Raw genomic sequence first — 25,225 nt, 5'->3', positions numbered from 1 at the left:
GTCAGGCATCCTGCTGCGCGAGGACGTGGTCGAGCGAGCGGGTGAGCTGACGGACATCCTCGGGCTCGATCGAGACGAAGGTGGCGACCCGCAGCTGGTTGCGGCCGAGCTTGCGGTAGGGCTCGGTGTCGACGATCCCGTTGGCGCGCAGCGTCTTGGCGACGGCGGCGGCGTCGACGCTGTCGTCGAAGTCGATCGTCACGACGACGGGAGAGCGGTGCGCGGCCTCCGCCACGAACGGCGTCGCGACCGCGGACGATGCGGCCCAGTCGTAGAGGATGCCGGAGGACTCGGCCGTGCGGGCGCCGGCCCAGGCGAGTCCGCCGTTCGACAGGATCCAGCTCAGCTGGCTGTCGAGCAGGTGCAGGGTCGTCAGAGCGGGCGTGTTCAGCGTCTGGTTGAGGCGGGAGTTGTCGAGCGCGTTCTTCAGGCTGAGGAACTCGGGGATGTAGCGATCCGAGGCGGCGATGCGCTCGATGCGCTCGATCGCTGCGGGCGAGACCGCGGCGAACCACAGTCCGCCGTCGGAACCCAGGTTCTTCTGCGGGGCGAAGTAGTAGACATCCGCCTGCGTGAGGTCGAAGTCGATGCCCCCGGCGGCGCTGGTCGCGTCGATGACCGTCAGCGCTCCGTCGGCGACGACGCGGTCGATCGGGGCCGCGACGCCGGTCGAGGTCTCGTTGTGCGGCCACGCGTAGACGTCGACGCCGTCGACGATCTCTGCGGCCGTGCGCGAGCCCGGCTCGGCCTTGCGCACGTCAGGAGCCGCGAGCCACGGTGCGGCGGCGGCCGCCGCGAACTTTCCGCCGAACTCGCCGAACACCAGGTTCTGGCTGCGGTGCTCGATCAGGCCGAAGGCCGCGGCGTCCCAGAACGCCGTCGATCCGCCGTTTCCGACGATGATCTCGTAGCCGTCGGGAAGAGCGAAGAGCGCGGCGAGGTGCTCGCGGACGCTGCCGACGAGATTCTTCACGGGCGCCTGGCGGTGCGAGGTGCCGAGCAGCGTCGGCCCCGCGGCGAGCAGCGCCTCGAGCTGCTCGGTGCGCACCTTCGAGGGGCCGCATCCGAAGCGGCCGTCAGCGGGCAGGAGGTCTCGGGGAATCTCGATCGCCATGCGTCGATTCTAGGGTGTGCACGCGGCACCGCCTCGCCGCGTGACGCCCCGATGTCCCCCCGGGAATGTAGGCTTGCCTAAGAAGACCCGGAGGGCCACATGACGGACTTGATCGACACCACGGAGATGTACCTCCGCACCATCCTCGAACTCGAGGAGGAGAACATCGTGCCGCTGCGCGCACGCATCTCCGAGCGGCTCGGGCACTCGGGGCCGACCGTCTCGCAGACGGTGGGACGCATGGAGCGCGACGGGCTCGTCGTGGTCTCGGAGGATCGCAGGCTCGAGCTCACCGACGCCGGACGCCGCAAGGCGGTCGACGTCATGCGCAAGCACCGGCTGGCCGAGCGGCTGCTTTCCGATGTCATCGGGCTCGACTGGGCCTACGTGCACGAAGAGGCCTGCCGCTGGGAGCACGTCATGAGCGAACAGGTCGAGCGCCGGCTCGTCGAGCTTCTCGGGCACCCCACCGAATCGCCGTACGGCAACCCGATCCCCGGTCTCGACCAGCTGGGCGACACCCCCGCCCGCACATTCGACGAGGGCGTCATCGGACTCGTGCAGAAGCTGAACGCCGCAGGCGCGCCGATCGAGGGCACCGTGCGACGTCTCGCCGAGCCTGCACAGGTCGACCCCGAACTGCTCGAGCAGCTCCGCGACGCGGGTGTCATGCCCGGCGCCAAGGGCGACTATCGCTTCAACGAGGGCTACGTGCTCATCCAGATGGAGGGCAAGGACGACGGCCTCGAGCTCCCCGTCGAGCTCGCCTCGCACATCTTCCTCGTCGGCGAGCCGCTCTGATCCCTGTCCTTCCGGTGTCGGATCCGCAGCATTCCGCCGCCCCGGTGATTGCCAGCTTCACGGGGTGACAGGATCGTTATCTTCCGGTAACCTCGGACGAGTCGTCGAAGAAGCCCGCTGACGACACCCGAGAGGATCCGCCTTCCAGGCTCGTCGACCTCTCGGTCAGACCGCACAAAGTACCCGAGATACGTTCGTGCCACGAGAGCAGAGTGCCGACGAGCCAGCGCCCATGGGCGTGCAGGCGCAGGAGGATTTAGTTTTGGCCACAGACATCGAATCGCCCGCGAAGACAACCGAAGATCGAGCAGTCGCCCGCCGCACCGGCGGTCGGGTGGACGCACGCAAGGTCGTGAAGCCCCTGCGGTCGATCGCGATCTTCGGGGCAGTGGGTGCTCTCGTCGCCGCCGTGGCGCTCCCCGCGTACGCCGCCTCCAAGCCGATCGATGCCTCGGCGACGGTCCAGCAGATGGCCGCGGTCGATGCGCAGTCCCTGGTCGTCGCCTCGGATGCCACCGCGTCGTCGCTCGGACGGGGAACCTTCACGGCAACCACCCCTGACGAGATCGAGAAGAAGAAGGCGGAGGAGGCCGCAGCCGCACGGGCCGCAGCCGCCGCCTCGACCGCGTCGACGTCGGGCTCCGGAAACTACGACATCGGGAACTACTCCCTCGTGTCACCCGGCTCCGGCGAGGTGCGCTACCCGCTTCCGCAGGGGTCCTACAACGTGAGCCGCACCGTCGGCGGCGCCCACCAGGGCGCGGACATGCTGGCTCCTGCGGGCACCCCGATCTATGCGGCCGCCGCCGGAGTCGTGCGTGCCTCGGCCGAGAGCATCGGCGGCTACGGTGTGGCCGTCATGCTCGACAGCGTCGTGGGCGGCCAGCGCGTGCAGACCACCTACGGGCACATGACCTACGGCTCGCGCCAGGTGCAGGCCGGCGAGACCGTCGTCGCCGGGCAGCTGATCGGATTCGTCGGAAGCACCGGGCGATCCACCGCGAACCACCTGCACTTCGAGGTGTGGGTCAACGGCGGTCTCATGGAGCCCATCGCCTGGCTCGGCGCGAACGCCGGCTGACCCCGGTCGTCTCGCCCTTCCGCGCGTCGTCACGGACACGCCTCTGAGCGTTCACCCCGGGTTCGACCCCGGTGTCCGCGGGATGGGTTAGCCTGAACCCGTTGTCGCATAGGCGGGAGAGGCAGATGGAGCGAATACCGAGCATCCGAACCATGGATGCCCTCGGTCGTCACGTCCTCCTGCATCGTCCGCAGGGACGTCACGGTCTTACTGTGTGCGAAAGGCGCTGTCTGTAGACAGCGCCTTTTCTCATCCCTGCGAACGCTTCCGCCCTGCGCGGCTTCGTGTGAGTCGAGAGTGCCGGGAAGCCGTCCCGGCGGATCGAGAGGATGACGATGCGCACACTGGTACTGAACGCAGGATACGAACCGCTCGCGATCGTGTCGTTCAAGAGAGCCCTGGTCCTGGTCATGAACGACAAGGCCACCGTGATCGAACGCGTGGAGGGCGACCCGGTCTGGGGCAGCCACGGCGTCTACGATCGTCCGGCGGTCATCATCCTCTCCCGGTACGTGCGCATCCCGTCCAGCAGGCGCGTGCCCGTCACCCGCCGCGGTGTGCTCCGTCGGGACAACCACCGCTGCGGCTACTGCGGCAAAGCGGCGTCGACGATCGATCACGTGATGCCCCGGTCCCGTGGGGGCGCCGACTCCTGGGAGAACCTCGTCGCCTGCTGTCTCCGATGCAACAACATCAAGAGCGACCGCACCCCGCAGGAGATGCGGTGGGAGCTGCGCTTCGCTCCCCGGCCTCCCCACGGCTCCGCCTGGACCGTCCGCGGCACCGAGCGAGGCGACCCCCGATGGGAGCCGTATCTGGCTCTGGCCGCCTGAGCGCGGGCGGGGGTTCCTCTAGAATGGAATCCTCGCCCCCGTAGCTCAGCAGGATAGAGCAGCCCTCTCCTAAAGGGCAGGTCGCTGGTTCGAATCCAGTCGAGGGCACCCTTCTCGCTCACTGCTCGCGCGTCCGCTCAGGGATGCGGCTCTCATCACCGCGTCGACGTTCGCGTCCAGAACCGACGCAGCCCGCCCTGCGGTCCAGCGGGTGCCGTGGGCATCGTGATACTCGAGCAGCGTGAGAGCATCCGCCGTGCTTCCCGCTCCGAGGCTCGTCTGATGAAGCGAGAGGACCTCGAGGGTGATGCCTGAGTCGACGAGAGCGGACACGAGGCTCTCGACGGGCCCGGCGCCGACCCCTCGATGGGTGCGCTCTGCCGAGTCCGACCGCAGAGTGACGTGCACCGGGGAGCCATCCAGCCGATAGTTCGTCAGCGTCGGCACATCGCTCGCAGGTGCAGACAGGTAGGTGTGCGCGAACAGGGCCCACAGGTCCGTCGCCGTCAGCTCATCGCCGACACTGTCGGCATGCGCCTGAACCGTCTTCGCGAACTCGATCTGGAGTCGCCGTGGCAGCTCGATCCCGAACTCCTTCTCGAGCAGATAGGCGATACCGCCCTTCCCCGATTGCGAGTTGACCCGGATGACAGCGTCGTAGCTGCGACCGAGGTCGGCGGGGTCGATCGGCAGGTAGGGGACGAGCCACCGCTGTTCGCGAGCATCCGCGCCTGAGGCACCGGCGCGGGAGCGACGCTCGGCGAGTCCCTTCCGGATCGCATCCTGATGGGTGCCGCTGAACGCGGTGTGCACGAGGTCGCCGACGTAGGGATGCCGTGGATGCACCTCGATGCCGTTGCAGTGCTCGACGGTGCGTCGGATCTCGTCGATGTCCGAGAAGTCGATCATCGGATCCACTCCCTGCGCGTGAAGATTGAGAGCGAGGGTCGCGAGGTCGACGTTGCCGGTGCGCTCGCCGTTGCCGAAGACGCATCCTTCCACACGCTCCGCCCCCGCGAGCACCGCGAGCTCGGCACAGGCCACCCCGGTGCCGCGGTCGTTGTGAGGGTGGACGGAGAGGATCACCCCTTCTCTCCTGGCGAGGTTGCGGTGTATGTACTCGATCTGGTCCGCGTACACGTTCGGCGTCGCGACTTCGACGGTCGCGGGCAGGTTCAGGATCACCGGGCGCTCGGGTGTCGCATCCCAGAGCGTGGTCATGGCGTCGGACAGGTCGAGCACGTAGTCGGGTTCCGTGAGGTTGAAGACCTCGGGCGAGAACTGGAAGCGCACATCGGGGAGTCCGTCGGTGAGATCGAGCACATCCTGCCCCGCTCTCAGGATCAGGTCCTTCAGCTCGGTGCGGGTGCGACCGAGGACGGTGTCCCGCCAGGTGGGGGCGGTCGCGGTGTAGAGGTGGATGACGACCGGATTGCGGATGCCGCGCACGGACTCCACCGTGCGTTCGATCAGGTCGCGACGCGCAGCGGTGAAGACGACGATCGTCACGTCGTCCGGAGCGAGGTCCGATGAGGCGAGGAGCCTGACGAAGTCGTAGTCCGTCTGCGAGGCGGGGGGATAGCCGACCTCGATCTCCTTGTAGCCCATCGTGACGAGAAGCTCGAAGAAGCGTCGTTTGCGCACAGGATCCATGGGCTCGGCGAGTGCCTGGTTGCCGTCGCGGAGGTCGACCGGCACCCACAGCGGCGCGGCTGTCAGCTGCGCGGTGGGCCACTCGCGGTCGACCAGCGGCACGGCGACGCGGTCGAACACCGAGGCGTAACGATGCGACGGCATCTGGGACCGGCGTTGGCGGTTCCATGACGGTGATGAGTCCGGCACCGGGCCGGCGGGGGTGGAGAGGGTGGGGAACAGCATGGACATCGGGGACTCCTGGTGCGTGGGGTGTGATGACCGGCGGCGCCATGCACCCCACGACGGGGAGCCGGTCGGCTATGTCCCGTCGTGGCGCAGAAGGAGAAGGTCGAGCGTCATGCGCTCACCGTAGCAACTCCTCAGACAAGTTGACAAGTTAAGATGGACGGATGATCCGGATCGAACGCACGCCTCTTGCCGACCAGGCGTCGGACATCCTGATGACGCGCATACACTCGGGGGAGTGGCAGCTCGGGCAGAAGCTCCCGGGAGAGACCACGCTCGCCGCGCAGCTGGGCGTCGGACGTTCGACGATCCGCGAGGCCATCCGTCAGCTGGCAGGACGGGGGATGCTGTCGACGCGCCAGGGGTCGGGAGTGTTCGTCACCGCGCTCGAGGTGCCCGAGGACTGGGATGCCGTGCTCCGCCGCGCCGACATCGTCGCGGTCATCGAGGCGCGCACGGCGATCGAGGCGGAGGCTGCCGCGCTCGCGGCGTCGCGCCGCACCGCATCCGATCTCCGACTCATCCGTCGAGCGCTCGTCGGTCGCCGGGCCCACCCCGCGGGGGTCGAGGCGCATGTCGATGCCGACACCGCGTTCCATCGCAGCATCGTCGCGGCCGCCCACAACCCGATCCTGCTCGAGCTGTTCGACGGCTTCACCCCGCGTATGCGGCAGGCGATGATCGAGATGCTCCGGCTGCGGGCGGATGACGGTGGCCGGGCCGATGACGACCGCCACACCCTGCTCGCCGATGCCGTCGCAGCGCGAGACTCGGCACGCGCGGCCGCCGAGAGCCGCACCCATCTCGCCGACCTCGCGAAGACGCTCGGCTGACGGCCGTCATCGGATTCAGTCGCGACCGCTGCGCCACAGCTTCGACGGCCACCAGATCACTCGACCGAGGTCGTACGCCAGCGCCGGCACCAGCAGCGAGCGCACCACGAACGTGTCGAGCAGCACGCCGAACGCGACGATGAACGCGAGCTGCGCGAGGAACAGGATCGGGATCACCGACAGCGCCGCGAAGGTCGCGGCGAGCACGAGCCCCGCCGAGGTGATCACCCCGCCCGTGATCGAGAGCCCGCGCAGCACGCCCTCGCGTGTACCGTGGGCGAGCGACTCCTCCCGCACCCTGGTCATGAGGAAGATGTTGTAGTCGATTCCCAGGGCGACGAGGAACACGAAACCGTAGAGCGGAACGGCGGGATCCGCCCCGGGGAAGTCGAACAGGCCGTTGAAGACCAGCGCCGACACCCCCATCGCCGTGCCGAAGGAGAGCACCGTGGTGATGATGAGCAGCACCGGGGCGAGGACCGACCGCAGCAGAAGCATCAGGATGAACATGATCACCACGAGGATGACGGGGATGATCAGGTTGCGGTCGTGGATCGACGCGTCGTTCGTGTCCACCGCCGTCGCGGTGACTCCGCCCACCAGCGCATCCAGATCGTTCAGCGAAGTGCGCAGTTCCCGCACCGTCGCGGCGGCGGCGTCGGAGTCCGCGGCGTCGGTCAGGGTACCCTGCAGCAGCACGTCACCCGCGACGACCGTCGGCTCCGGCGCGGCCGTTCCGGGAGGTCCGACGGCCTGCAGGCCGTCGGAGGTGACGGAGGCCGAACCGCTCGGGGAGTCGGATGCCGTCACGGTCACGCCGTCGATGCCGTCGTCGGCCAGGAGCACGTCGGCGGCATCCTGAAGATCCTCCTCGGCGACGACGACGTACACCGGGCTGCCGGAGCCGCCGGGGAAGTGCTCGCCGAGAGCGACCTGTCCGTCTCGGGCCTCGGAAGTCCCCAGCACGAGGTCGGACTGCGGTACACCGCTCGCGTTGAGCTGCAGGACTCCGGCGGCACCGGCGACGAGCACGAGGGTGGTCGCGATCCAGATCAGGCGGGGGCGCCTGGTGATCATGTGCGCGAGTCGCGCCCACAGCCCGGTGGTGCGCATGCCGTGCTCTTCGGCGACGACCTCGGGCTCGAACTTCGGACGCCGAGGCCAGAACACCGCTCGGCCGAACAGCAGCAGCAGCGCCGGCAGCAGGGTGAGCGCGGCGAGCATCGCGAACACGATGCCGATCGCGGCCACCGGACCGAGGGTGCTGTTGGATTTGAGGTCGCTGAGCAGCAGGCACAGGAGTCCCGCGATCACCGTTCCGCCGGAGGCGGCGATCGGTTCCACCGAGCCCTTCCAGGCCGCCAGCACGGCGGCTCCCTTGTCGTGCATCACACGCAGCTCCTCGCGGAACCTGGCGACGAACAGCAGGGCGTAGTCCGTCGCTGCGCCGATCACGAGGATGAACAGGATGCCCTGGGTCTGCCCGCTGAGCAGCAGGACCTCGAACTTGGCCAGCCACCACACCACCAGGAGCGCCACACAGAGCGCGAAGAGGCTCGTGGAGAGCACGACGAGCGGCAGCAGGAACGAGCGGTAGACCAGCACGAGGATGATCAGCACGGCGAGCAGTGCCACGCCGAGCAGCAGCCCGTCGATGCCGGCGAACCCGGCGACGAGGTCGGCGCTGAAGCCGGCGGGTCCCGTGACGTACACGGTCACCCCGGCCGGTGCGGCCTCGCGGAGCTGAGCGCCGAGCGCGTCGACCGCGTCTGCGAGCTCCGCGTCGCCCTCGATGGGGATGAAGGCCTGCACGGCACGCCCATCGTCAGACGTGAGCGCAGGCGACACGTCCGCGCTCACGCCCTCGGTCGAGGGCGCGTCGGCGACGGCATCCGAGATCGTCTGCAGGTCGGACTCCGACAGCTCGCCGTCACCCACGAAGACGGCGATCGCGGGGATGGCGTCGCTGTCGGTGAACTCGCCCAGCAGTTTCTGCACCTGGGTCGCGTCGGCGGATTCGGGCAGATAGCTCGTCTGATCGTTGGAGGAGACCTCGTCGACCTTGCCGAACAGCGGCCCGCCGAGTCCCGCCCCCACCAACCAGACCAGGATCAGGGCGACGGGGAGGAGGACGCGAACCCAGGAATGCCGCCGCGAGCGCTCTCGGATCGGCGGGATCGGCGCATTCTCTGGGTTCGTCATCGGATTCCTCTCGAAGAGTGTGCGGCGGAGTCGCTGCGGGTGCGGGTGCGGGTGCGGGTGCGGGAGCGGAGTGTCGGGAGCGGCGGTGCTCAGGACACCCAGGCGAGGATGAGGATCATCGTCGCGAGGAACCCGGCGAAGTAGTTGAGGGTGATGAAGCGGCGCCAGGCGCGGTTCGTGCCGGGTGAGCTCTCATCGGTGACCGTCCACCACGGCGCGGCGTTCACGATGTAGGGCACGGCGAGAAGAGCGCCGAGCGGGCCGGGCCATGCGGTGAACAGCATCGCGATGCCGGCGAGCGTCCACAGGGCGAGCGACAGACGGACGGTCGCGCGGGCACCGATGACCGTGGCGATCGAGCCGATGCCGCCCTCGCGGTCGGGGCCGATGTCCTGCACGGCGCCGAACGCGTGCGCGGCCATCCCCCAGAGGAAGAAGGCGACCAGTACGAGCGCGACCGTCGACGTGATCATCGCGTCGGCCAGGGTCAGCCCCACGATCGCCGGGGTGACGAAGTGCAGGCTGGAGGTCGTGGAGTCGAGGAACGGCCGCTCCTTGAAGCGCAGCCCGCGGGCCGAGTAGGCGATGACGGCGAAGACGCTCACCGCCAGCCAGACCCAGGAGGCGGGGTTTCCGACGATCACCAGGTAGGCGAGGAAGGGGATGTTCGTGATCGCCGCCGACCACAGGGTGGCGCGGTGGATGCGCGGTGCGAGCAGAGCGCCCTCGATACCGCCCTTGCGCGGATTCGCCAGGTCGGAGGCGTAGTCGAACACGTCGTTGATGCCGTACATGGCGAGGTTGTACGGCACCAGGAAGTACAGCGTGCCGATGATCAGCGTCAGGTCGACCTCGCGTGTGCTCAGGAGGTAGGCCGCGGCGAAGGGGAAGGCGGTGTTGATCCAGCTGACGGGACGGGACGACAGGATGATCTGGGCGATGTCGCGTCGCAGGGAGCCGCGCGGGGGAGAGGTCACGAGCTCGCCTCCGCATCGCGACGGCTGCGCCGGGCTCGCAGCGCGGCCCACAGCGTCGGGAGCAGGATGGCGCCGGCGACGGGATACGCGAAGTCCTCCAGCGGCGCGAGACCGATGTGCACGCCGAGCAGATGCGCGGGCGAGTAGTGGAACAGCCCGGTCGCGATCATCAGCGTGTCGAACACCGCGGTGAGGATGACGAGGGCCGCGAGCGTCAGGGCGATCGCCCCGATATGCGCGCGCCGCCGGCCCGCGATCAGCGAGAGCACGATCGCCGCGACCACGGCGACGCCCACGAACCAGGCCGAGAGCTCGAGATAGGTCACGGGTGCACCTCCCTTCGCGCCCGGGCGCGGGCCGACAGCAGTCGCACCGCGCCCGTGTAGACGACCATGGTGCACACCACGAGGAAGAGCAGGAACACCGGCTCCTCGATCGGCAGTTCCGGTGCGAGCACGATGCCGGTCGCGACGACCGCGTCGCCGCGGAAGAAGATGCCCCCGGCGATGCCGGCGATGTCCCAGATCAGGAAGAAGGCGAGACCGAGGACGGTGACGAGCGACGCCGAGACGGCATCCCGCCAGAAGAAGAGCCGGAAGCGGCGATCGAGAAGCAGCATGCAGCCGAGGACGAGGAGCAGGACCGCGAGGTAGACGAACCCCATCACGACGCGCTCGCCGCCGGATCGGCCGCCGCGGGAACATCGAGGGGTCCGCTGGAGTGGTCTCCGCGAATGCGCTTGAGCACGATCTCGGCGCTGATCAGGCACATCGGCACGCCCACGCCGGGTGCTGTGGTGGCTCCGGCGTAGTACAGGCCGGCGACGCGGCGCGATGCGTTCTGCGCGCGGAACATCGCACTCTGCGACAGGATGTGCGCGGGGCCGAGCATCCCGCCGCGCCACGAGTTGTAGTCCTCGAGGAAGTCGGCGGGTCCCTTGGTCTCGCGCACGACGATGCGATCGCGCAGGTCGGGGATCCCGGCCCAGGCGGCGATCTGGTCGATCGCCGCATCCGCCGTGCGCTCGATCAGCGCGGAGCCCGCACCGTCGGATCCGCCGCCGCCCAGTGCGGTGTCGGCGGGGATCGGCACCAGCACGAAGAGGTTCTCGTGTCCCTCCGGGGCCACCGAGTCATCGGTCGCGCTGGGGCGGCATACGTAGATGGACGCAGGGGCGGGGATCGTCGGATCGTCGCCGAAGATCGCGTCGAAGTTGGCGTCCCAGTCGTCGGTGAAGAACAGCGAATGATGCGGGAGGTCGGGAAGCGAGCCGCGCACGCCGAGCATGACGAGCACCGCGCCAGGGCCGCTCGTGCGCCGTTGCCACCACGAGTCGGGGTAGGTCCGCAGATGGGCGGGCAGCAGCGCCGTCTCGGTGTGATGCAGGTCGGCGCCCGAGACCACGATGTCCGCCTCGACCGCGTGCGCGACGCCGTCGGAGTCGCGCCATTCGAGGCCCGTGGCCGTGGGGATCCCGGAACGGATGCCGGTCGTGATGGCTGTGACATCGGCATCTCGCACGATCCGGACCCCTGCGGATTCCGCGACGGCGGCGATCCGCTCGACGACCCGCCAGAAGCCGCCCTGCGGATAGCTCACGCCCTCGTCGAGGTCGAGCGCGCTCATCAGGTGGTACATCGCGGGCGCCGTGCGGGGGTCCGTGCCGAGGAACACCGCGGGATAGCCGAGCAGCTGCCGGATCACCGGATCGCGGAACCGACGAGCGGCGAACGACTGCAGGCGGGTGCCCAGCAGCGTGAAGAGACGCGGGAGCGCGCGGAGCATCTCGGGAGTCATCAGTCCGCGCAGCCGCGTGAACGGGTTGTAGAGGAAGTAGCGCTCGGCCATCACCCTGGCCTCGTGCGCGGAGTCGAGGTAGGCATCGAGCGCCTTCGCCGCACCCGGCTCGCGAGACTCGAACAGGCGTGACACCTCGTCGCGCCCCGCGGGAACGGTGACGGACGGAGAGGGGGAGCCCTCTGCCGAAGGCTCGCGGAAGACGCGGTAGCCGGGATCGAGCAGCGTGAGATCCAGCTGCGCCTCGGTGCTGGTGCCCATCATCGCGAAGAAGTGGTCGAACACCTCGGGCATCAGATACCACGAGGGGCCGGAGTCGAAACGGAAGCCGTCGCGCTCGATCGTGCCCGCACGACCGCCCACCCGACCGTTCTTCTCGTAGACGGTCACCTCGTGCCCGTCGCGGGCGAGCAGTCCCGCGACCGCCAGGCCGGCGACTCCCGCGCCGATGACGGCGACGCGGCTCATCGGTCCCGCTCCAGCGACGTCACGAGCACGGCGCGGGCCGTGAGCAGCGCCTTGATCGGATCGGGCACTCGGACCCGCTTCTCGTAGAGGACCGCGGACGGGGTCTTCGCGATCCTCGTCGTCAGGGCATCGAAGAGCGCGAGCGCGCTGCGGACCGCGGCACGCGCGTCCTTCGGCAGGAGCGGGATGGAGCGCCGCGCGTCGGTGAGCTGCATGCGGATGGTGCGCACCCACTCGTCGCGGTCGGCGTCGGTGACCCGTTCGGATCCGCCGAGGTACCCGCGCTGGAGCCTGTCGGTGTCGTCGGCGAGGTCTCGCAGGAAGTTCACGTTCTGGAAGGCGGCGCCGAGCTGGCGTGCCCCGTGGGTCAGGGTCTCGCGCTCATGGGCGGTGCGGCGCTCGCCGCGGAGGAACACCTGCAGGCACATGAGGCCCACGACCTCGGCCGAGCCGTAGACGTATCGGGCATGCGCGGCGGCGTCGTACGGGGTGAAGTCCGCCTCGGCGGCGATGTCGGCGCCCATCGAGTCGAAGAACGGCTGCGTGAGGTCCTCGCCGATCCCGCACTCCCGTGCTGTCCTGGCGAAGGCGTGCAGCACGAGGTCGGTGCTGTAGCCGGCCCGCATCGCACGGTGCGTCTCGGCGACGTACGACGCCAGCGCCTCGCTCTGCGCCGCGGCATCGAGTCCGGCCTGGGCGGCGACGCCGTCGACGACCTCGTCGGCGATGCGCACCATCGCGTAGATGTTGCGCACGTGCTGACGGTGCCGCTCTCCGAGCAGGCGTGTCGCGAGGCCGAACGACGTGGAGTACGTGCGGATCACCTCGGTCGATGCGGTGTCGGCGGCACGGCTGAATCGGCCGAGGCTCTCGTCGGGAGAGCCGTCGCGAGTCGGTGTCATACCTGTCGTCCTTCGAGGCGGGAGGCGGAGACGAGGATCGCCCGTGCCGCGTCCGAGGTGATCTGTCCGGCGCGCTCGGCCTCGCTGAGCAGCGCGTACACGCCGTCCAGCTGCTCGCCGATGAGTCCGACCACGAAGCGCTCCGCACCGCAGCCCCGCAGCAGGTCGCGCATGGCGGTGGCCTCATGCAGGGTCAGGTCGACCGCTCCGAATCGCGGTGAGATCTGCGGCCACGCATCGGTCGCCCTCGCGAAGGCGATGATCGCGGTCTCCTTGCCCTCGCGCAGATCCGAGAAGGCGTCCTTGCCGTGGGCCCGATGATCGCCGAACACGCACAGCAGATCGTCCTGCAGCTGGTAGGCGAGGCCCAGGCGGCGTCCGACATCCTCGAGCGTCTGTTCTGCCGCGACGGAGGAGCCTGCGAGCAGCGCGGCAGCCCGCAGAGGCAGCGAGAACGAGTAGGTGGCCGTCTTGTAGACGCTCATGGCCAGGACCGTGTCGACGTCCGAGGGGATGATGCCGTGGCTCAGGGCGACGTCGGTGTGCTCGCCGGCCACGGTCTCGAGGATGGTCTGCTCCACCAGATCCAGGAGGCGGGTGCGGGCATGCGAGGGGACATCGGCCCTGGCGAAGCCCAGGATGGCCGCCGACAGCAGCAGGTCTCCCATCAGGATCGCGCTCGATCGGGCCCAGTGCAGCGAGTCCTCCTCGGTCGCGCCGGGGATTCCCGCAGCGAGCGCCCCGATGAGGTTGGGCCGCTTGCGCCGGGTGAGGTCTCCGTCGATGACATCGTCATGAAGGAGGAAGGCGTAGTGCAGCAGCTCGATGTGCGCCGCGATGTCCACCGCCGCGAGGTCCGGCTCGTCGCCCGTGTCGGGGGTGAGTGCGCGGTGGATGTCGAGGAGGAGCCGCGGACGCACGAGCTTGCCGCCCAGGGCGTGATCGGCGGTCGCGCGCCACAGGTCGGCGAATTCACTGCCGTACGCCTCCGCATTGTCGCAGTGGAAGGCGAACCGCTGGCGCAGCACCTCTTCGAGGCGGGTGCTCATGTCTTCCCGTGTCGCCACCGACGGCATGATCAGACGACTCCGAGCTCGCGAAGGCGGGGGAGCTGTTCGGTGAGCCAGGGGCTGAAGGCGAAGGGCGCTCCGCTGACCGACCGGGCGAAAACGGCGGGGTCGACCCACGCCCATTCCGCGACCTCGTCGGGATCGGGGGAGAGGGGGCCGTCGGCGATCGCGACGTGCACGGGGCAGATCTCGTTCTCGACGATGCCGCTCGCGTCCACAGCCCGGTAGCGGTAGTCCGGCAGAGCCAGCGAGATATCGGTGATCCGGAGTCCGAGCTCGTCGAGTGCTCGCCGCTGGACGGCATCCGTCATGTCCTCGTCGGGGCGCGGGTGTCCGCAGAAGCTGTTGGTCCAGACGCCGGGCCAGGTGCGCTTCGCCAGTGCTCGGCGGGTGACGAGCAGGCGTCCCTCGCGGTCGAGCACGTAGCACGAGAAGGCCAGATGCAGGGGGGTGTCGGTGGTGTGCACGGCGTCTTTCGCGAGTGCTCCGATCGCGACTCCGTCAGGGGAAAGGAGGGTGACCTCATCCATCGGGGGAACCTCCTCGATTTCGCTAGCTTAGCTAATAATCAACATAACATGAATCCAATCGTGTGTAGCATGATGTCATGCGCAACGGACCCGACGCCAGTCCCCGCGGGGGCGGCGCGTCGGATGCGCTCGTGTCACGCGAAGAGGAGCCCGTCGAGAGGTTGTCGCACGCGGCGCTCTACGACGTGGATTCGAGTGATCCCCGCAGCACCCTCGTCGATCGCTCGGGCGTCGACCCCGAAGATCTGCGTCAGATCGCGCAGGTCATGGGCGCCCTGGGCGAACTCAGAGATGCGGAGCAGAAGCTGTCTCTCGCGTCGCGGCGCTATATGCGTCTCAACGACACGGACATGAGGGCTCTGCACTACCTGATCGTGTCGGAGAACCGGGGTGCGACCGCGACGCCCGGTGCGATCGCGACGCACCTGGGAATCTCGACCGCCTCGACCACGAAGCTGCTGGATCGGCTGGAGAAGGGCGGACACATCCGCCGGGCCCCGCATCCGACCGACCGACGCGCGCTGGCGATCTCGATCACGCCGGAGACCCGCCAGGCGGCCATGGAGACCGTGGGGAAGCAGCAGGCCAAGCGGTTCTACTCGGCCGCCAGGCTGACGCCGGAGGAGCGGGACGTGGTCATCCGCTTCCTCTCGGACATGGCGCAGGAGATCGCGATCCGGGATGAGCCGTGGGCCCAGGCCGGAGTCGCGACCTCCGAGTGAGTCAGTGCGCGGCGTTGTACGCCTCGACGACGGGATTGGGGATGCGTCCCCGCTCCGACAGCGTGTAGCCGTTGTCATTCGCCCAGGCCCTGATCGCAGCGACCTCAGGATTGCGTCCCTGACGCTTTCTCGGTGCAGCGGAACGCGTCGCGCTCGAGGACCCGGCCCTGCGCCCTGCCGAGATATAGGGCTCCAGCGCCGCACGCAATTCCTCGGCGTGCGCGGTATTGAGGTCGATCTCGTACGAGGTGCCATTCAGCGAGAAATGCACGGTCTCGCCTTCGCCCACCTCCAGGACCGCCCCATCGATGTCATCGACCAACTGGTGCACAATTCTTCTAGCCATGTGATGACATTACCGCGGTGTCAGCAATCGACGCGCATTATTCGTGACCCGGGTCGATCAATTTCAGTCCGACGATGCATCCGACCAATCCCAGCAGAAGCAGGATGCGGGGCCAGGAGATATCGCTGTCCCCGGTCGCCATCGCCCACACGACCGTGAGGGTGGCGCCGATTCCCACCCACACGGCGTAGGCGGTGCCGGTGGATATCTCGCGCATCGCGAAGGCGAGACCGACCATCGAGAGAAGCAGTCCGCCGACGAAGATGACGCTCGGCCAGAGTTTGGTGAGTCCTTCGGACTTACCGAGAGCGGTCGCCCATACGGCCTCGAGGACTCCGGAGACGATCAGCACGATCCACGACATGAGTGGTCCTTTCGGACCAGTCTTTGCGCTCACCGGGTACTGGTCTGCCTCGTCCGGGGTCGGTGATCGCCGACCGTCGTCCAGGCTAGCCGCGCGCGCTGGGCAGGGGCTGTGCACCCGGCGCCTGCGTCATCGGGAGCCTCGGTCAGGGGAGCAGGCCCGCCCGACGCGCCTTCGTGACCGCGGCGTGCCGGGTCGAGGCGTCCAGCTTCGACATCGCCGTGCCGAGGTAGGCCTTCACGGTGCCCTCGCGCAGTCCCAACTGAGAGGCGATCTCGCCGTTGGTCGCACCGAGGGCCGCGCAGGCGAGGACATCCGTCTCCCGGCGGGAGAGGTGCACGATCGGGATGGGGCCGGTCGTCGCTGTCGCGGCATCACCCGAGAGGGTCACCAGCCGGCGCTCCACCTGGGCGATGCGCGCACGCAGATCCACGTCGTCGACCGACGCGGCGATGCTGCGGAGCTCTGCGAAGCTCTCCCGCAGCTCTTCGCGCTGGCGCGCCGGCACCGAGCCCGATGTCGGGCCCGCGGCTCGCAGGCGTCGCTCCACCTCGTCTCGGATGCGCAGTTCCTCCGCGACCGAATGGGCGACCTGCATCGCGGGGGCCGTGGTCACGCCCCCCACCGGCGTCCGGTCCCACGACCCGGCGTAGAGCACTCCGCGCGGACGACCGTCGACGATGATCGGCAGCGCGAGCAGGGTGCGCAGCCCCTCGCCGAGCACGAAGACGTCGTAGTCGTGCGTGATCTGCTGAGACGAGCCGTAGTCGTTCGTCATGCGCGGACGCAGCTCCATCATCGCGCGCCCGCCCAGGCCGCGCTCGGGCTTGACGCGCAGACCGTCGAGGCTGCGCGTGCGGTTGCCGACGATGCTCGTGACGCTGACGACCCCGTCGTCGATCAGGCCGCCGAACGTCACGGGAAACCGGGTGCGCTGGGCGAGTTCGCGCACTGCACGGGCGACGAGGTCGGTCTCCGACTCGCTCGTGGTCGATGTGCTCACGACTACCTACTTTCGGGGGTGACGGCGCTGTTCCCCGTTTCGTAGCGTCGACCCTATCATTCGCCCGGCAGGCGAGGGCGAGCCGTAGACCATGTGGCAAGGAGGCCCCATGACCGACCATCCGACGGCGGATTCCGCAGGTGCGATCGATTACATCGCGATCGAAGAATCCCCCCGATTCCGTGAATTGAAGAAGACCCAGCGGTCGTTCATCTTCCCGCTCGCGGCATTCTTCCTGATCTGGTATTTCGTCTATGTCCTGCTCGCCGCATTCGCGATCGACTTCATGTCGCAGCGGGTGTGGGGCGATATCACCGTCGGCCTGCTGATGGGGCTCGGCCAGTTCGTCACCACATTCGCGATCACGATGGGCTATGTGGCATTCGCGAACAGAAAACTCGATCCGATAGCGACGGAGATCCGCGAAGGGCTCGAGAAGGCGCAGGGCGACGCATGAACGCGGTGCATGCGGCGACCGCCGCCCCGACCGTCGAGAGCAACCCGATCCTGAACATCTCGATCTTCGCGGCCTTCGTGGCGGTGACGCTGTTCATCGTCATCCGCGCGAGCCGCAACAACAAGACGGCGGCCGACTACTACGCAGCAGGACGCTCGTTCACCGGCCCCCAGAACGGTTTCGCCATCGCCGGCGACTACCTGTCGGCGGCATCGTTCCTCGGCATCTGCGGGGCGATCGCGATCAACGGGTACGACGGATTCCTGTATTCCATCGGCTTCCTGGTCGCCTGGCTCGTCGCGCTGCTGCTGGTGGCCGAGCTGATGCGGAACACCGGCAAGTTCACGATGGCCGACGTGCTGTCGTTCCGGCTCAAGCAGAAGCCGGTGCGCATGGCGGCCGCGATCACGACGCTCGCGGTGTGCTTCTTCTATCTGCTGGCGCAGATGGCAGGGGCCGGGGGGCTGGTCTCGCTGCTGCTCGGCATCGACGGTCGGGTGGGGCAGTCGATCGTGATCGCCGTGGTCGGCGTGCTGATGATCGTGTACGTGCTCATCGGCGGAATGAAGGGCACGACCTGGGTGCAGATCGTCAAGGCGTTCCTGCTCATCGGCGGTGCCATCGCCATGACCATCTGGGTGCTGGCCATCAACGGGTTCAACCTCAACACGCTTCTCGAAGCCGCCGTGGCCAACTCCGACAAGGGCGAGGCGATCCTCGGACCGGGGCTCCAGTACGGCGCGAACCCCTGGGACTTCCTGTCTCTGGGTATGGCGCTGGTGCTGGGAACCGCGGGTCTGCCGCACGTGCTGATGCGGTTCTACACGGTGCCCACCGCGAAGGAGGCGCGGCGATCGGTGGTCTGGGCCATCTGGCTGATCGGCGGGTTCTACCTGCTGACGCTGGTGCTCGGCTACGGCGCCGGCGCCCTGGTCGGCGCCGATGTGATCGCGGCCGCTCCGGGCGGGCCGAACTCCGCGGCCCCGCTGCTCGCGCTCTACCTCGGCGGCCCTGTGCTCCTCGGGTTCATCTCGGCGGTCGCGTTCGCCACGATCCTCGCGGTGGTCGCCGGGCTCACGATCACGGCCGCCGCGTCCTTCGCGCACGACATCTACGCGAACGTGATCCAGAAGGGCAAGAAGGACGCGGCGGGCGCCCCGGTCACGGCTGATCCGAATGCCGAGGTGCGGGTGGCCCGTCGGACGGTCGTCGTGATCGGCATCCTCGCCATCGTCGGCGGGATCGGCGCGCAGGGACAGAACATCGCGTTCCTCGTGGCGCTGGCGTTCGCGGTGGCGGCCTCGGCCAACCTTCCCACGATCCTGTACTCGCTCTTCTGGCGTCGTTTCAACACCCGCGGTGCGGTGTGGAGCATGTACGGCGGACTGGCGGCCGCGATCATCCTGATCGTGCTGTCCCCGGTCTTCTCCGGCTCGCCCACGTCGATGATCCCGGGTATCGACATCGTGCTGTGGCCCATGAACAACCCGGGCATCGTGTCGATCCCGCTCGGGTTCTTCCTCGGCTGGCTCGGCACGATCACGAGCCGCACGAAGGAATCGCCGCAGCTCGCCGCCGAGATGGAGGTGCGCTCGCTCACCGGGTTCGGTGCGGAGAAGGCGGTCGATCACTGACCGCTGCGAGCCCGCCGTCGCGCGGGTGAGCGGAACGTGGACCCCGACGGCCTACACGTCGGGGTCCACGTCGTCGTCACCGCGCCGTCTCGAGATCCAGCAGGAAGCGCTTGCGCTCGGGATGGGTGCCGTAGTGCCCCGGCGAGCCGTCGGAGCGGACGACCCTGTGCACGGGGACGATGATCGAGAACGGGGTGTTGCGGCAGGCGGTGCCCACCGCCCGTGCCGCCCCGGGGTGACCCGCGAGCGCCGCCACCTCGCCGTAGCTCATCGTCTCGCCCCACTCGATCGTCGTGATGGTCTGCAGTGCCGCCCGCGCGAAGCCGTCGGCCAGCCGCCAGTCCCAGGTGAGCAGCTCGTCGAAGCGCACGGCGACTCCGTCGAAGTAGTCGTCGAGCAGGGCGGAGAGCTCGTCGGCGGCACCCGGCGCCGGTTCCGGCACGGCGCCCAGGCGATGCGAGACGTTCTCGAGAAGCCAGGGCACGGAGGGGTCTTCGGATTCCGAGAGGTCGAACCGGACGATGCCGTCGTCGGAGAACACCGCGAGCGCATCCCCGAAGGGGGTGGGGGCGAAGTCGTAGCGGAAGGTCATGCGTCCATACTGACGCCCCGGCCCTCGCGCCCGCGGCCGGATCACGGGAGCCGGGGATCCGCTGTCGTGCATGCGGCCCGGTGCAGGAGGAGTCCGGGGCCGCGCCGGTGCGTGACCACGGCGGAAATACGGTGAAACCCGCCAGGGATACAGCCTCACGAGCGTGTCGCGCTTAGGGTGTGAGGTGTGTGGCGACGTGAAGGCAAGGCTGTGGATGACGCAGCGATCGATGCCTCGGTGACCCTGGGCGCGCCCCTCGGCTCGGCATCCGTCTCGGGGATCGCGCACGCGGCGGAAGCCGCACGGACGCGACTGCGTGCAGAGGCCGCCGATCTGGGCGGCTCCTCACCTCTGGTGAACTTCCGCGACACGGTCGAGTCGAGCATCGACATCTCCAAGGCGCACCCGGGCAGCCTGCCGCAGTTCATCACGGGACGATCGACGCTGCTCTCCAATCTGTTCCGCGACGAGGTCGGTCTGCGCACGGCCAGGCTCGCAGCCGAGCGGATCACCGCCAAGAACACCGAGCTGCGCACGGTCCGCGGGATCGAAGCGGTGCACCTCGCGGTCGGAGTCGCGGGCTGGCGCATCGGGGGCGCGGATTTCGCCGCTCCCGTCCTTCTGCGTCCCCTGGCGATCCGCCGCCACCACTCCGACTTCGAGCTCAAGCTGCAGGGGGCGTTTGAGGTCAACCCCGAGCTCGTCCGCATCGCGCGGGAGCACTTCGGCATCACGATCGATGCCGCCGCCCTCGCGTCGCTCGCCTACGACGGCGGGATCTTCAAACCGCAGCCGGTGATCGACAGCCTCCGAGCCACGACCCGCTCCATCGACACCTTCACCGTGCTGCCCCGACTCGTCGTCTCGACCTTCGCCGATGTCGGCGGCGCGATGTCACGCGACGGGGGCAGCCTCGACCACATCGTGCTCAACGCGCTCGCCGGCCATGTCGGCGACCGAGAGCAGGTCTCGGCTCGCAGGCCGGAGCCGCACCACACGGGACCGGATGACCGCGCGCCGGCATCCGACAACCTGCTGCTCGACGCGGATGCCGAGCAGGAGGCCGTCCTCGCCAGGATCGCCGCCGGTCACTCGCTGACCGTCGCCACGCTTCCCGGCACCGGCGGAACCCAGACCGTGATCAACGCGCTCGGTGAGCTCGTGCGAGGCGGCAAGCGCGTGCTCGTGGTCTCCGCACGGCGATCGACCCTCGACGGCGTGCGTCATCGCCTCGCCGGCATCGGCCTCGACAGTCTCGCGGTGTCGCCGGCGAGCGTCCGCCGAGACCTCGTGCGGGCGATCGGCCGAAACGAGAAGGCCACGGCGCCGAAGGTGAGCGACGTCGACGACGCGCTCGTGCGGCTGCGAACGGTCCTGCGCGACTATCGTCATGCACTGACCGCGCCCGTGGCGGGCACCGGTTCGTCGGTGCTCGACGCCACGCGGCACCTGACCAAGCTCGCCTCTCTTCCGACACCGCCCTCGACGACCGCGCGCCTGAGCACCGAGACGCTGCGCACACTGGCCGACGATCGCTCTGCGGCGGCATCCGCCCTGGCGCAGGCCGCACGTCTCGGAGAGTTCCGCTTCGGCCCCGACGACTCCCCGTGGTACGGCGTGACCTTCTCCAGCACGGAGGCCGCGCGATCGGCTCATCAGCTCGCCGGTCGCCTGCACGCCGACAGCGTGCCGGCGCTGCTGGAGCGCGGATACGCGCTCATCTCGCAGACCCACATGCGCCCCTTCTCGACGATCGACGAGCTGGGGGAGTACCTGCGACTGCTGCAGGGGATCCGCGACTCCCTCGATCGGTTCAGCCCGACCGTGTTCGAGCGGCCGCTGGGCGAGCTCATCCAGGCCCACGGCTCCCGGCGTGATGCCCCCAACATGTCCGGGGCGAACCGCCGCAGGCTCCGTCGCCTCGCCAAGGAGTACGTGCGTCCAGGGGTGCACGTGACCGAGATGCACGAGTCCCTGCTGCGCATCCAGGCGCAGCGCACCCAGTGGCAGCGCTGTGTCGAGGCGGGCGTCGCTCCGGAGGTCCCGCTCGGACTCGCCGATGTGCACTCCGCATGGCAGCGGGTCACGGCCGAGCTCGCCGAGCTCGACGTGGCTCTCGGACGCCGCGAGCCGCTGGCGACCCTGCCGGTCGCGCGTCTGGTGCGCACCCTCGCAGGTCTCGCTGCGAAGTCCGACGTGTTCGACAACCTCGTCGAGCGGGCGCAGCTGCGCGACCGTCTCGCCGACCTCGGGCTCGAGCCGCTGCTGGCCGAGCTCTCGGTGCGACATGTCGCCGAGGCGCGGGTGGGTGACGAGCTCGAGTTCGCGTGGTGGCAGACCCTGCTCGAGCGGGCGCTGCAGGACGACCGCGCGCTCCTCGGCGCCAACACGGCCGTCGTCGACAGACTCGAGCGCGACTTCCGTCTCGTCGACGAGGCGCACGCCGCCATGGCGGGTCCGCTGCTGGCCTGGCAGCTGGCGAACCAGTGGAAGATCGCCATCGTCGACGAGCCTCAGGAATCGCAGAATCTGCGTCGGGCCCTGAAGCAGCCCGCGACGACGACAGCCGAGATCGTGAGCTCCGCGCCGACCCTGGTCGACGTGCTCGCGCCGGTCTGGATCTCTTCCCCCTACCTGGTTCCGCAGATCCCGGACTCCGTCGATTTCGACGCCGTGCTGCTCGTCGACGCCGCCGCGATCAACCTCGCCGAGGCCGCACCGGCGATCCGCAGGGCTCGCCAGGTGGTCGCGTTCGGCGACCCGGTCACCCAGCTCCCGACCCCGTTCCACGTCGCGGTCGATCCGGGCGACGAGTGGGAGCACGAGGTTCCCTTCGACTCGGTGTCGGCTTTCGAGCGGCTGTCGGAGCTGCTGCCCGTCATGACCCTGACCCGCAGCTATCGCGCGGGTGGGGAAGACCTCGCCGAGCTCATCAACGACGCGTTCTACGGCGGAGAGATCGTCTCGCTGCCCTGGGCCGGGTCGTACCTCGGTCGCGGCAGCCTGACCGTGGACTACGTGGAGGGCGGCACGGGAGCACCCGACCCGATCTCCGGCGCGGTCGAGAGCCCCGAGGCCGAGGTGGCCCGCGTGGTCACCCTGGTCGTCGAGCATGCCGTGCACCGTCCGGATGAATCGCTCATGGTCGTCACGGCCAGCCGTCGGCACGCCGAGCGTGTGCGTGCGGCGGTCACGTCGGCGTTCGCCGGTCGCTCCGACGTCGCGGACTTCGTCGGTCGCGACACCGCCGAGCCGTTCTCCGTGCTCACTCTCGAGGAGTCGGTCGCCGAGAGCCGCGATCGGGTGATCTTCTCGCTCGGCTTCGGGCTCACCAAGCACGGCCGCGTGCTCAGCGACTTCGGCGACCTCTCCACTCCCGACGGCGAACGACTGCTCACCGTGGGTATGACGCGGGCCCGACGCTCCATGGTCATCGTCTCGTCGATCCGCCCGTCGGCATTCGACGACGGCCGACTCGAACACGGCGCCGCCACACTGATGTCGATCCTCGGCGGTCTCGCCGCGCGAGGCAGGGACGCCCGTCTCGAAGATCTCGCAGACCCGCTCACATTGGCGCTCGCGAGGGAGCTGCGCCGCCTGGGCGCCGCGGTCGACGTGGACTATCGCGGCCTGCTGCCGCTCGTGGCCCAGTACGGCGGCAAGGCCGTGGTCATCGAGCCCGATCCGGAGTCCCGCGGCGAGTCGCTGCGCGAGACCCTGCGCCTGCGCCCGCATGTCCTGCGCCGCCTCGGCTGGCACTACGTGCGCGTGCACGCCTTCGACCTCTACAGCGACCCGGTGACCGCCGCCGCACGCATCGGCGAGGTGCTGGGCATCTCGGCATCCGCCGCCAGAGCCGAGAACGACACCCAGCCGATCGATCTCATCGATCCGCAGCATGACTGACGATCACGAACCCGCTGCCGCACGCCAGCAGGTCGTGCGGGTGCCGGGATCCCGCCGCGCGAGGCTCACCCCCGTCGACGGCACCGACACCGATCCTGAGGGTTCCGCGGTCGGGGCGACTCAGTCCCCGGCATTCGTCGCACGCCGCGTCCGCACCGATGCGCAGCCGGCGGGACCGAACGACGATCGCCTGATGCAGGACGTCCCTCCGCACTATTGACCGTGCACGGCCCGCTCTCCCGCCACGCACTCCGGTCGTGACGCACCTGTCCTGCGGGAGTACGACGAAGCGCACGGCCCTGACGGACCGTGCGCTTCGTCGATGCGGCGAGTCTCAGCCGCGCGGGTTGCGAGCGAGCAGGTCGCGGATCTCGACGAGCAGCTCGGCCTCGGTGGCCGCGGCCGGCTCCTCCTGCGGCTCTTCGGCCGGGGTGCCCTTGCGCGCCTCGACGTGCGCCTTGAACGTGTTCATCGGCAGCACGAAGACGAAGTACACCACGAGGGCGACCGAGAGGAAGCTGATGATCGCCGAGATCAGGTCGCCGATCGGGAAGGTGACCGTGTCGCCGTAGATGCTCGGCAGCTGCGGGCCGAACTGGCCCGTCGCGTCCGCCTTGAAGAAGAGGGAGACGAGCGGGGTGATGATGCTGTTGACCACGGCGGTGACGATCGCCGTGAATGCGGTGCCGATGACGACGGCGACGGCGAGGTCGATGACGTTGCCGCGCAGGATGAAGTCTTTGAAGCCCTTGAGCATGATGTGCCCCTCAGTGATGGATGTCAGGAAGTGGTGGAGGTCAGGACGTGGTGGATGTCGTCGCGGGCGCCGGAGCGGAGCTCGACGTCGACTCGGACTTCGATGATGCCGGGGCGGACGACGAAGCACCAGACCCGGCTCGCGAGTCGGTCCGGTAGAAGCCGGATCCGTTGAACGTCACGCCGATCGACCCGTACTGCTTGCGCAGCTCTCCGCCGCACTCGGGGCAGACGGTGAGCGCGTCGTCGGAGAAGCTCTGCACGGCGTCGAAGGCGTGGCCACAGGAGCGGCAGGCATAGGCATAGGTCGGCATGGCGATCCTCGAGGGTCAGTGTCGCGGATGCGACAGGAGAAGGGTCTGCGTGGGGGTGACGACACCGGTGACCGGCTGATCGTGCACCTCTCGGGGCAGGAGATCGAGTACCTCGGAATCATAGATGACCGCGTAGACGGGCGGGCACCTCTCCATGGAGCCGATGGTCTTGTCGAAGTATCCGCGGCCCCACCCCATGCGCATGCCGCCGCGGTCCACGGCGGCTGCGGGGATGATCATCAGGTCGACATCGTTCACAGCGATGGGTCCGAGGACTTCGCCCGTCGGCTCCGGCAGACCGAAGAGCCCCTCGACCACATCGTCGTCCTCGGTGGCGACGGCCCAGTCCAGCAGGCCGTCCGCGCGGGTGATGGGAAGGAGCACGCGGATGCCGCGACGGACGGCGCCGGTGACGAACTCCCTGGTCCCCGGCTCGGTCGTCGAGGACAGGAAGCAGGAGATCGATCGCGCACCGAGCGTCTCGACGAGATTGTCCAGACGCTGCGCGATCGCCGATGCTGCGGTCTCGCGCTGTGCGTCGCTCAACAGCTGGCGTCGTTCGCGGAGCTCGGCGCGCAGCGCGCGCTTCTGGTGCTCGACGTCGGTGGACATGCCTCCGAGTCTACGGCGGCATCCCCGCTA

The 25,225-nt window shown here is 68.9% G+C and carries 26 protein-coding genes, 1 tRNA gene and 1 riboswitch; of the genes, 10 read left to right on the top strand and 17 right to left on the bottom strand.

Annotated elements, in window-relative coordinates; all coding sequences use genetic code 11:
* Nucleotide 1 precedes the first annotated feature (1 nt).
* The gene (gene serC, locus DXT68_RS12280; protein ID WP_045254342.1) at nt 2-1,114 is read right to left on the bottom strand and encodes a phosphoserine transaminase; all 1,113 of its coding nucleotides are present in this window, start codon (nt 1,112-1,114) and stop codon (nt 2-4) included.
* Nucleotides 1,115-1,213: 99 nt separating this feature from the next.
* On the opposite strand from serC, the gene DXT68_RS12275 reads away from it, so the two are divergent.
* The 4 genes from DXT68_RS12275 (at nt 1,214) to DXT68_RS12260 (ending at nt 3,937) form a co-directional block, all read left to right on the top strand.
* Entirely contained in the window at nt 1,214-1,915 is a 702-nt protein-coding gene (locus DXT68_RS12275) for an iron-dependent transcriptional repressor DtxR (protein WP_045254343.1), read from the top strand.
* Nucleotides 1,916-2,147: 232 nt separating this feature from the next.
* A complete protein-coding gene (locus DXT68_RS12270; RefSeq protein ID WP_082068938.1) occupies nt 2,148-2,996 on the top strand; it encodes a M23 family metallopeptidase in 849 nt (282 codons plus the stop codon).
* Between the two features lie 335 nt (nt 2,997-3,331).
* The gene (locus DXT68_RS12265) at nt 3,332-3,829 is read left to right on the top strand and encodes an HNH endonuclease (protein WP_045254360.1); all 498 of its coding nucleotides are present in this window, start codon (nt 3,332-3,334) and stop codon (nt 3,827-3,829) included.
* 34 nt (nt 3,830-3,863) lie between these two features.
* A tRNA-Arg gene (locus DXT68_RS12260) sits at nt 3,864-3,937 on the top strand.
* Here the strand turns inward: DXT68_RS12260 and DXT68_RS12255 are convergent.
* Entirely contained in the window at nt 3,899-5,626 is a 1,728-nt protein-coding gene (locus DXT68_RS12255) for a 2-isopropylmalate synthase (protein ID WP_045254361.1), read from the bottom strand. The genes DXT68_RS12260 and DXT68_RS12255 overlap by 39 nt on opposite strands.
* A gap of 248 nt (nt 5,627-5,874) precedes the next feature.
* Here DXT68_RS12255 and DXT68_RS12250 point away from each other — a divergent pair, with 248 nt between their 5' ends.
* On the top strand, nt 5,875-6,543 hold the full coding sequence (locus DXT68_RS12250; RefSeq protein ID WP_045252608.1) for a FadR/GntR family transcriptional regulator: 669 nt from the start codon (nt 5,875-5,877) through the stop codon (nt 6,541-6,543).
* A 15-nt stretch (nt 6,544-6,558) separates the two neighbouring features.
* Here the strand turns inward: DXT68_RS12250 and DXT68_RS12245 are convergent, their stop codons facing one another.
* From DXT68_RS12245 to idi, 8 genes are all read right to left on the bottom strand, one after another.
* Nucleotides 6,559-8,745, bottom strand: a complete 2,187-nt coding sequence (locus DXT68_RS12245) for an MMPL family transporter (RefSeq protein ID WP_045252609.1) — start codon at nt 8,743-8,745, stop codon at nt 6,559-6,561.
* 89 nt (nt 8,746-8,834) lie between these two features.
* Nucleotides 8,835-9,722, bottom strand: coding sequence for a prenyltransferase (locus DXT68_RS12240; RefSeq protein ID WP_045252610.1), 888 nt, complete (start codon nt 9,720-9,722; stop codon nt 8,835-8,837).
* Nucleotides 9,719-10,048, bottom strand: a complete 330-nt coding sequence (locus tag DXT68_RS12235) for a lycopene cyclase domain-containing protein (protein WP_045252611.1) — start codon at nt 10,046-10,048, stop codon at nt 9,719-9,721. The genes DXT68_RS12240 and DXT68_RS12235 overlap by 4 nt, the downstream gene beginning before the upstream one ends.
* Nucleotides 10,045-10,386, bottom strand: coding sequence for a lycopene cyclase domain-containing protein (locus tag DXT68_RS12230; RefSeq protein ID WP_045252612.1), 342 nt, complete (start codon nt 10,384-10,386; stop codon nt 10,045-10,047). Before DXT68_RS12230 ends, DXT68_RS12235 begins: the two co-directional genes overlap by 4 nt.
* Nucleotides 10,386-11,987 carry a phytoene desaturase family protein gene (crtI, locus tag DXT68_RS12225; RefSeq protein WP_045252613.1) on the bottom strand — a complete coding sequence of 534 codons (1,602 nt, stop codon included), beginning with the start codon at nt 11,985-11,987 and terminating at the stop codon, nt 10,386-10,388. The genes DXT68_RS12230 and crtI overlap by 1 nt, the downstream gene beginning before the upstream one ends.
* Nucleotides 11,984-12,889 (bottom strand): phytoene/squalene synthase family protein, encoded by a 906-nt coding sequence (locus tag DXT68_RS12220; RefSeq protein WP_045252614.1) that lies wholly within the window; start codon nt 12,887-12,889, stop codon nt 11,984-11,986. Before DXT68_RS12220 ends, crtI begins: the two co-directional genes overlap by 4 nt.
* A complete protein-coding gene (locus tag DXT68_RS12215; protein WP_045252628.1) occupies nt 12,886-13,938 on the bottom strand; it encodes a polyprenyl synthetase family protein in 1,053 nt (350 codons plus the stop codon). Before DXT68_RS12215 ends, DXT68_RS12220 begins: the two co-directional genes overlap by 4 nt.
* Nucleotides 13,939-13,967: 29 nt before the next feature.
* Entirely contained in the window at nt 13,968-14,489 is a 522-nt protein-coding gene (idi, locus tag DXT68_RS12210; RefSeq protein WP_045252615.1) for an isopentenyl-diphosphate Delta-isomerase, read from the bottom strand.
* A 77-nt stretch (nt 14,490-14,566) separates the two neighbouring features.
* Here idi and DXT68_RS12205 point away from each other — a divergent pair, with 77 nt between their 5' ends.
* Nucleotides 14,567-15,211, top strand: coding sequence for a MarR family winged helix-turn-helix transcriptional regulator (locus DXT68_RS12205; RefSeq protein WP_082068761.1), 645 nt, complete (start codon nt 14,567-14,569; stop codon nt 15,209-15,211).
* 1 nt (nt 15,212) lies between these two features.
* On the opposite strand, the gene DXT68_RS12200 is transcribed toward DXT68_RS12205, so the two are convergent.
* The 3 genes from DXT68_RS12200 to DXT68_RS12190 form a co-directional block, all read right to left on the bottom strand.
* Nucleotides 15,213-15,557: a histone-like nucleoid-structuring protein Lsr2 gene (locus tag DXT68_RS12200; RefSeq protein WP_045252616.1), complete on the bottom strand. Its 345-nt coding sequence runs from the start codon at nt 15,555-15,557 to the stop codon at nt 15,213-15,215.
* A 37-nt stretch (nt 15,558-15,594) separates the two neighbouring features.
* Complete coding sequence (locus DXT68_RS12195; RefSeq protein WP_045252617.1) at nt 15,595-15,921, bottom strand: DMT family transporter; 327 nt, start codon at nt 15,919-15,921, stop codon at nt 15,595-15,597.
* An 11-nt stretch (nt 15,922-15,932) separates the two neighbouring features.
* A riboswitch (guanidine-III (ykkC-III) riboswitch) is annotated at nt 15,933-16,000 on the bottom strand.
* A gap of 66 nt (nt 16,001-16,066) precedes the next feature.
* The gene (locus DXT68_RS12190; RefSeq protein ID WP_045252618.1) at nt 16,067-16,924 is read right to left on the bottom strand and encodes a LuxR C-terminal-related transcriptional regulator; all 858 of its coding nucleotides are present in this window, start codon (nt 16,922-16,924) and stop codon (nt 16,067-16,069) included.
* A gap of 109 nt (nt 16,925-17,033) precedes the next feature.
* Here DXT68_RS12190 and DXT68_RS12185 point away from each other — a divergent pair, with 109 nt between their 5' ends.
* Both DXT68_RS12185 and DXT68_RS12180 read left to right on the top strand, forming a co-directional pair.
* Complete coding sequence (locus tag DXT68_RS12185) at nt 17,034-17,381, top strand: DUF485 domain-containing protein (protein WP_045252619.1); 348 nt, start codon at nt 17,034-17,036, stop codon at nt 17,379-17,381.
* Nucleotides 17,378-19,015 carry a monocarboxylic acid transporter gene (locus DXT68_RS12180; RefSeq protein WP_045252620.1) on the top strand — a complete coding sequence of 546 codons (1,638 nt, stop codon included), beginning with the start codon at nt 17,378-17,380 and terminating at the stop codon, nt 19,013-19,015. Before DXT68_RS12185 ends, DXT68_RS12180 begins: the two co-directional genes overlap by 4 nt.
* A 76-nt stretch (nt 19,016-19,091) precedes the next feature.
* Here the strand turns inward: DXT68_RS12180 and DXT68_RS12175 are convergent, their stop codons facing one another.
* A complete protein-coding gene (locus DXT68_RS12175) occupies nt 19,092-19,607 on the bottom strand; it encodes a methylated-DNA--[protein]-cysteine S-methyltransferase (protein ID WP_045252621.1) in 516 nt (171 codons plus the stop codon).
* Nucleotides 19,608-19,844: 237 nt separating this feature from the next.
* Here DXT68_RS12175 and DXT68_RS12170 point away from each other — a divergent pair, with 237 nt between their 5' ends.
* Both DXT68_RS12170 and DXT68_RS12165 read left to right on the top strand, forming a co-directional pair.
* The gene (locus DXT68_RS12170) at nt 19,845-23,513 is read left to right on the top strand and encodes an ATP-binding protein (RefSeq protein WP_082068762.1); all 3,669 of its coding nucleotides are present in this window, start codon (nt 19,845-19,847) and stop codon (nt 23,511-23,513) included.
* On the top strand, nt 23,506-23,733 hold the full coding sequence (locus DXT68_RS12165) for a hypothetical protein (RefSeq protein WP_045252622.1): 228 nt from the start codon (nt 23,506-23,508) through the stop codon (nt 23,731-23,733). Before DXT68_RS12170 ends, DXT68_RS12165 begins: the two co-directional genes overlap by 8 nt.
* Before the next feature lie 114 nt (nt 23,734-23,847).
* On the opposite strand, the gene mscL is transcribed toward DXT68_RS12165, so the two are convergent.
* The 3 genes from mscL to DXT68_RS12150 are packed head-to-tail and all read right to left on the bottom strand — an operon-like array spanning nt 23,848 to nt 25,195.
* Nucleotides 23,848-24,270: a large conductance mechanosensitive channel protein MscL gene (gene mscL / locus DXT68_RS12160; protein ID WP_045252623.1), complete on the bottom strand. Its 423-nt coding sequence runs from the start codon at nt 24,268-24,270 to the stop codon at nt 23,848-23,850.
* Between the two features lie 40 nt (nt 24,271-24,310).
* The gene (locus DXT68_RS12155) at nt 24,311-24,583 is read right to left on the bottom strand and encodes an FmdB family zinc ribbon protein (RefSeq protein ID WP_045252624.1); all 273 of its coding nucleotides are present in this window, start codon (nt 24,581-24,583) and stop codon (nt 24,311-24,313) included.
* 15 nt (nt 24,584-24,598) lie between these two features.
* Nucleotides 24,599-25,195 carry a 5-formyltetrahydrofolate cyclo-ligase gene (locus DXT68_RS12150; protein ID WP_045252625.1) on the bottom strand — a complete coding sequence of 199 codons (597 nt, stop codon included), beginning with the start codon at nt 25,193-25,195 and terminating at the stop codon, nt 24,599-24,601.
* Nucleotides 25,196-25,225 lie beyond the last annotated feature (30 nt).

Source organism: Microbacterium foliorum, assembly GCF_003367705.1.
In the GTDB taxonomy this organism is placed as follows: Bacteria; Actinomycetota; Actinomycetes; order Actinomycetales; family Microbacteriaceae; genus Microbacterium; species Microbacterium foliorum.
The sequence above is the reverse complement of the archived record's forward strand: the minus strand, read 5'-3'. Positions and strand labels throughout refer to the sequence as shown.

Coding starts and splice junctions, on each gene's coding strand:
- serC (WP_045254342.1), bottom strand. CDS start 1,114: ATGGCGATCGAGATTCCCCGAGACCTCCTGCCCGCTGACGGCCGCTTC.
- DXT68_RS12275 (WP_045254343.1), top strand. CDS start 1,214: ATGACGGACTTGATCGACACCACGGAGATGTACCTCCGCACCATCCTC.
- DXT68_RS12270 (WP_082068938.1), top strand. CDS start 2,148: ATGGGCGTGCAGGCGCAGGAGGATTTAGTTTTGGCCACAGACATCGAA.
- DXT68_RS12265 (WP_045254360.1), top strand. CDS start 3,332: ATGCGCACACTGGTACTGAACGCAGGATACGAACCGCTCGCGATCGTG.
- DXT68_RS12255 (WP_045254361.1), bottom strand. CDS start 5,626: ATGCCGTCGCATCGTTACGCCTCGGTGTTCGACCGCGTCGCCGTGCCG.
- DXT68_RS12250 (WP_045252608.1), top strand. CDS start 5,875: ATGATCCGGATCGAACGCACGCCTCTTGCCGACCAGGCGTCGGACATC.
- DXT68_RS12245 (WP_045252609.1), bottom strand. CDS start 8,745: ATGACGAACCCAGAGAATGCGCCGATCCCGCCGATCCGAGAGCGCTCG.
- DXT68_RS12230 (WP_045252612.1), bottom strand. CDS start 10,386: ATGGGGTTCGTCTACCTCGCGGTCCTGCTCCTCGTCCTCGGCTGCATG.
- crtI (WP_045252613.1), bottom strand. CDS start 11,987: ATGAGCCGCGTCGCCGTCATCGGCGCGGGAGTCGCCGGCCTGGCGGTC.
- DXT68_RS12220 (WP_045252614.1), bottom strand. CDS start 12,889: ATGACACCGACTCGCGACGGCTCTCCCGACGAGAGCCTCGGCCGATTC.
- DXT68_RS12215 (WP_045252628.1), bottom strand. CDS start 13,938: ATGAGCACCCGCCTCGAAGAGGTGCTGCGCCAGCGGTTCGCCTTCCAC.
- idi (WP_045252615.1), bottom strand. CDS start 14,489: ATGGATGAGGTCACCCTCCTTTCCCCTGACGGAGTCGCGATCGGAGCA.
- DXT68_RS12205 (WP_082068761.1), top strand. CDS start 14,567: ATGCGCAACGGACCCGACGCCAGTCCCCGCGGGGGCGGCGCGTCGGAT.
- DXT68_RS12200 (WP_045252616.1), bottom strand. CDS start 15,557: ATGGCTAGAAGAATTGTGCACCAGTTGGTCGATGACATCGATGGGGCG.
- DXT68_RS12195 (WP_045252617.1), bottom strand. CDS start 15,921: ATGTCGTGGATCGTGCTGATCGTCTCCGGAGTCCTCGAGGCCGTATGG.
- DXT68_RS12185 (WP_045252619.1), top strand. CDS start 17,034: ATGACCGACCATCCGACGGCGGATTCCGCAGGTGCGATCGATTACATC.
- DXT68_RS12180 (WP_045252620.1), top strand. CDS start 17,378: ATGAACGCGGTGCATGCGGCGACCGCCGCCCCGACCGTCGAGAGCAAC.
- DXT68_RS12175 (WP_045252621.1), bottom strand. CDS start 19,607: ATGACCTTCCGCTACGACTTCGCCCCCACCCCCTTCGGGGATGCGCTC.
- DXT68_RS12165 (WP_045252622.1), top strand. CDS start 23,506: ATGACTGACGATCACGAACCCGCTGCCGCACGCCAGCAGGTCGTGCGG.
- mscL (WP_045252623.1), bottom strand. CDS start 24,270: ATGCTCAAGGGCTTCAAAGACTTCATCCTGCGCGGCAACGTCATCGAC.
- DXT68_RS12155 (WP_045252624.1), bottom strand. CDS start 24,583: ATGCCGACCTATGCCTATGCCTGCCGCTCCTGTGGCCACGCCTTCGAC.
- DXT68_RS12150 (WP_045252625.1), bottom strand. CDS start 25,195: ATGTCCACCGACGTCGAGCACCAGAAGCGCGCGCTGCGCGCCGAGCTC.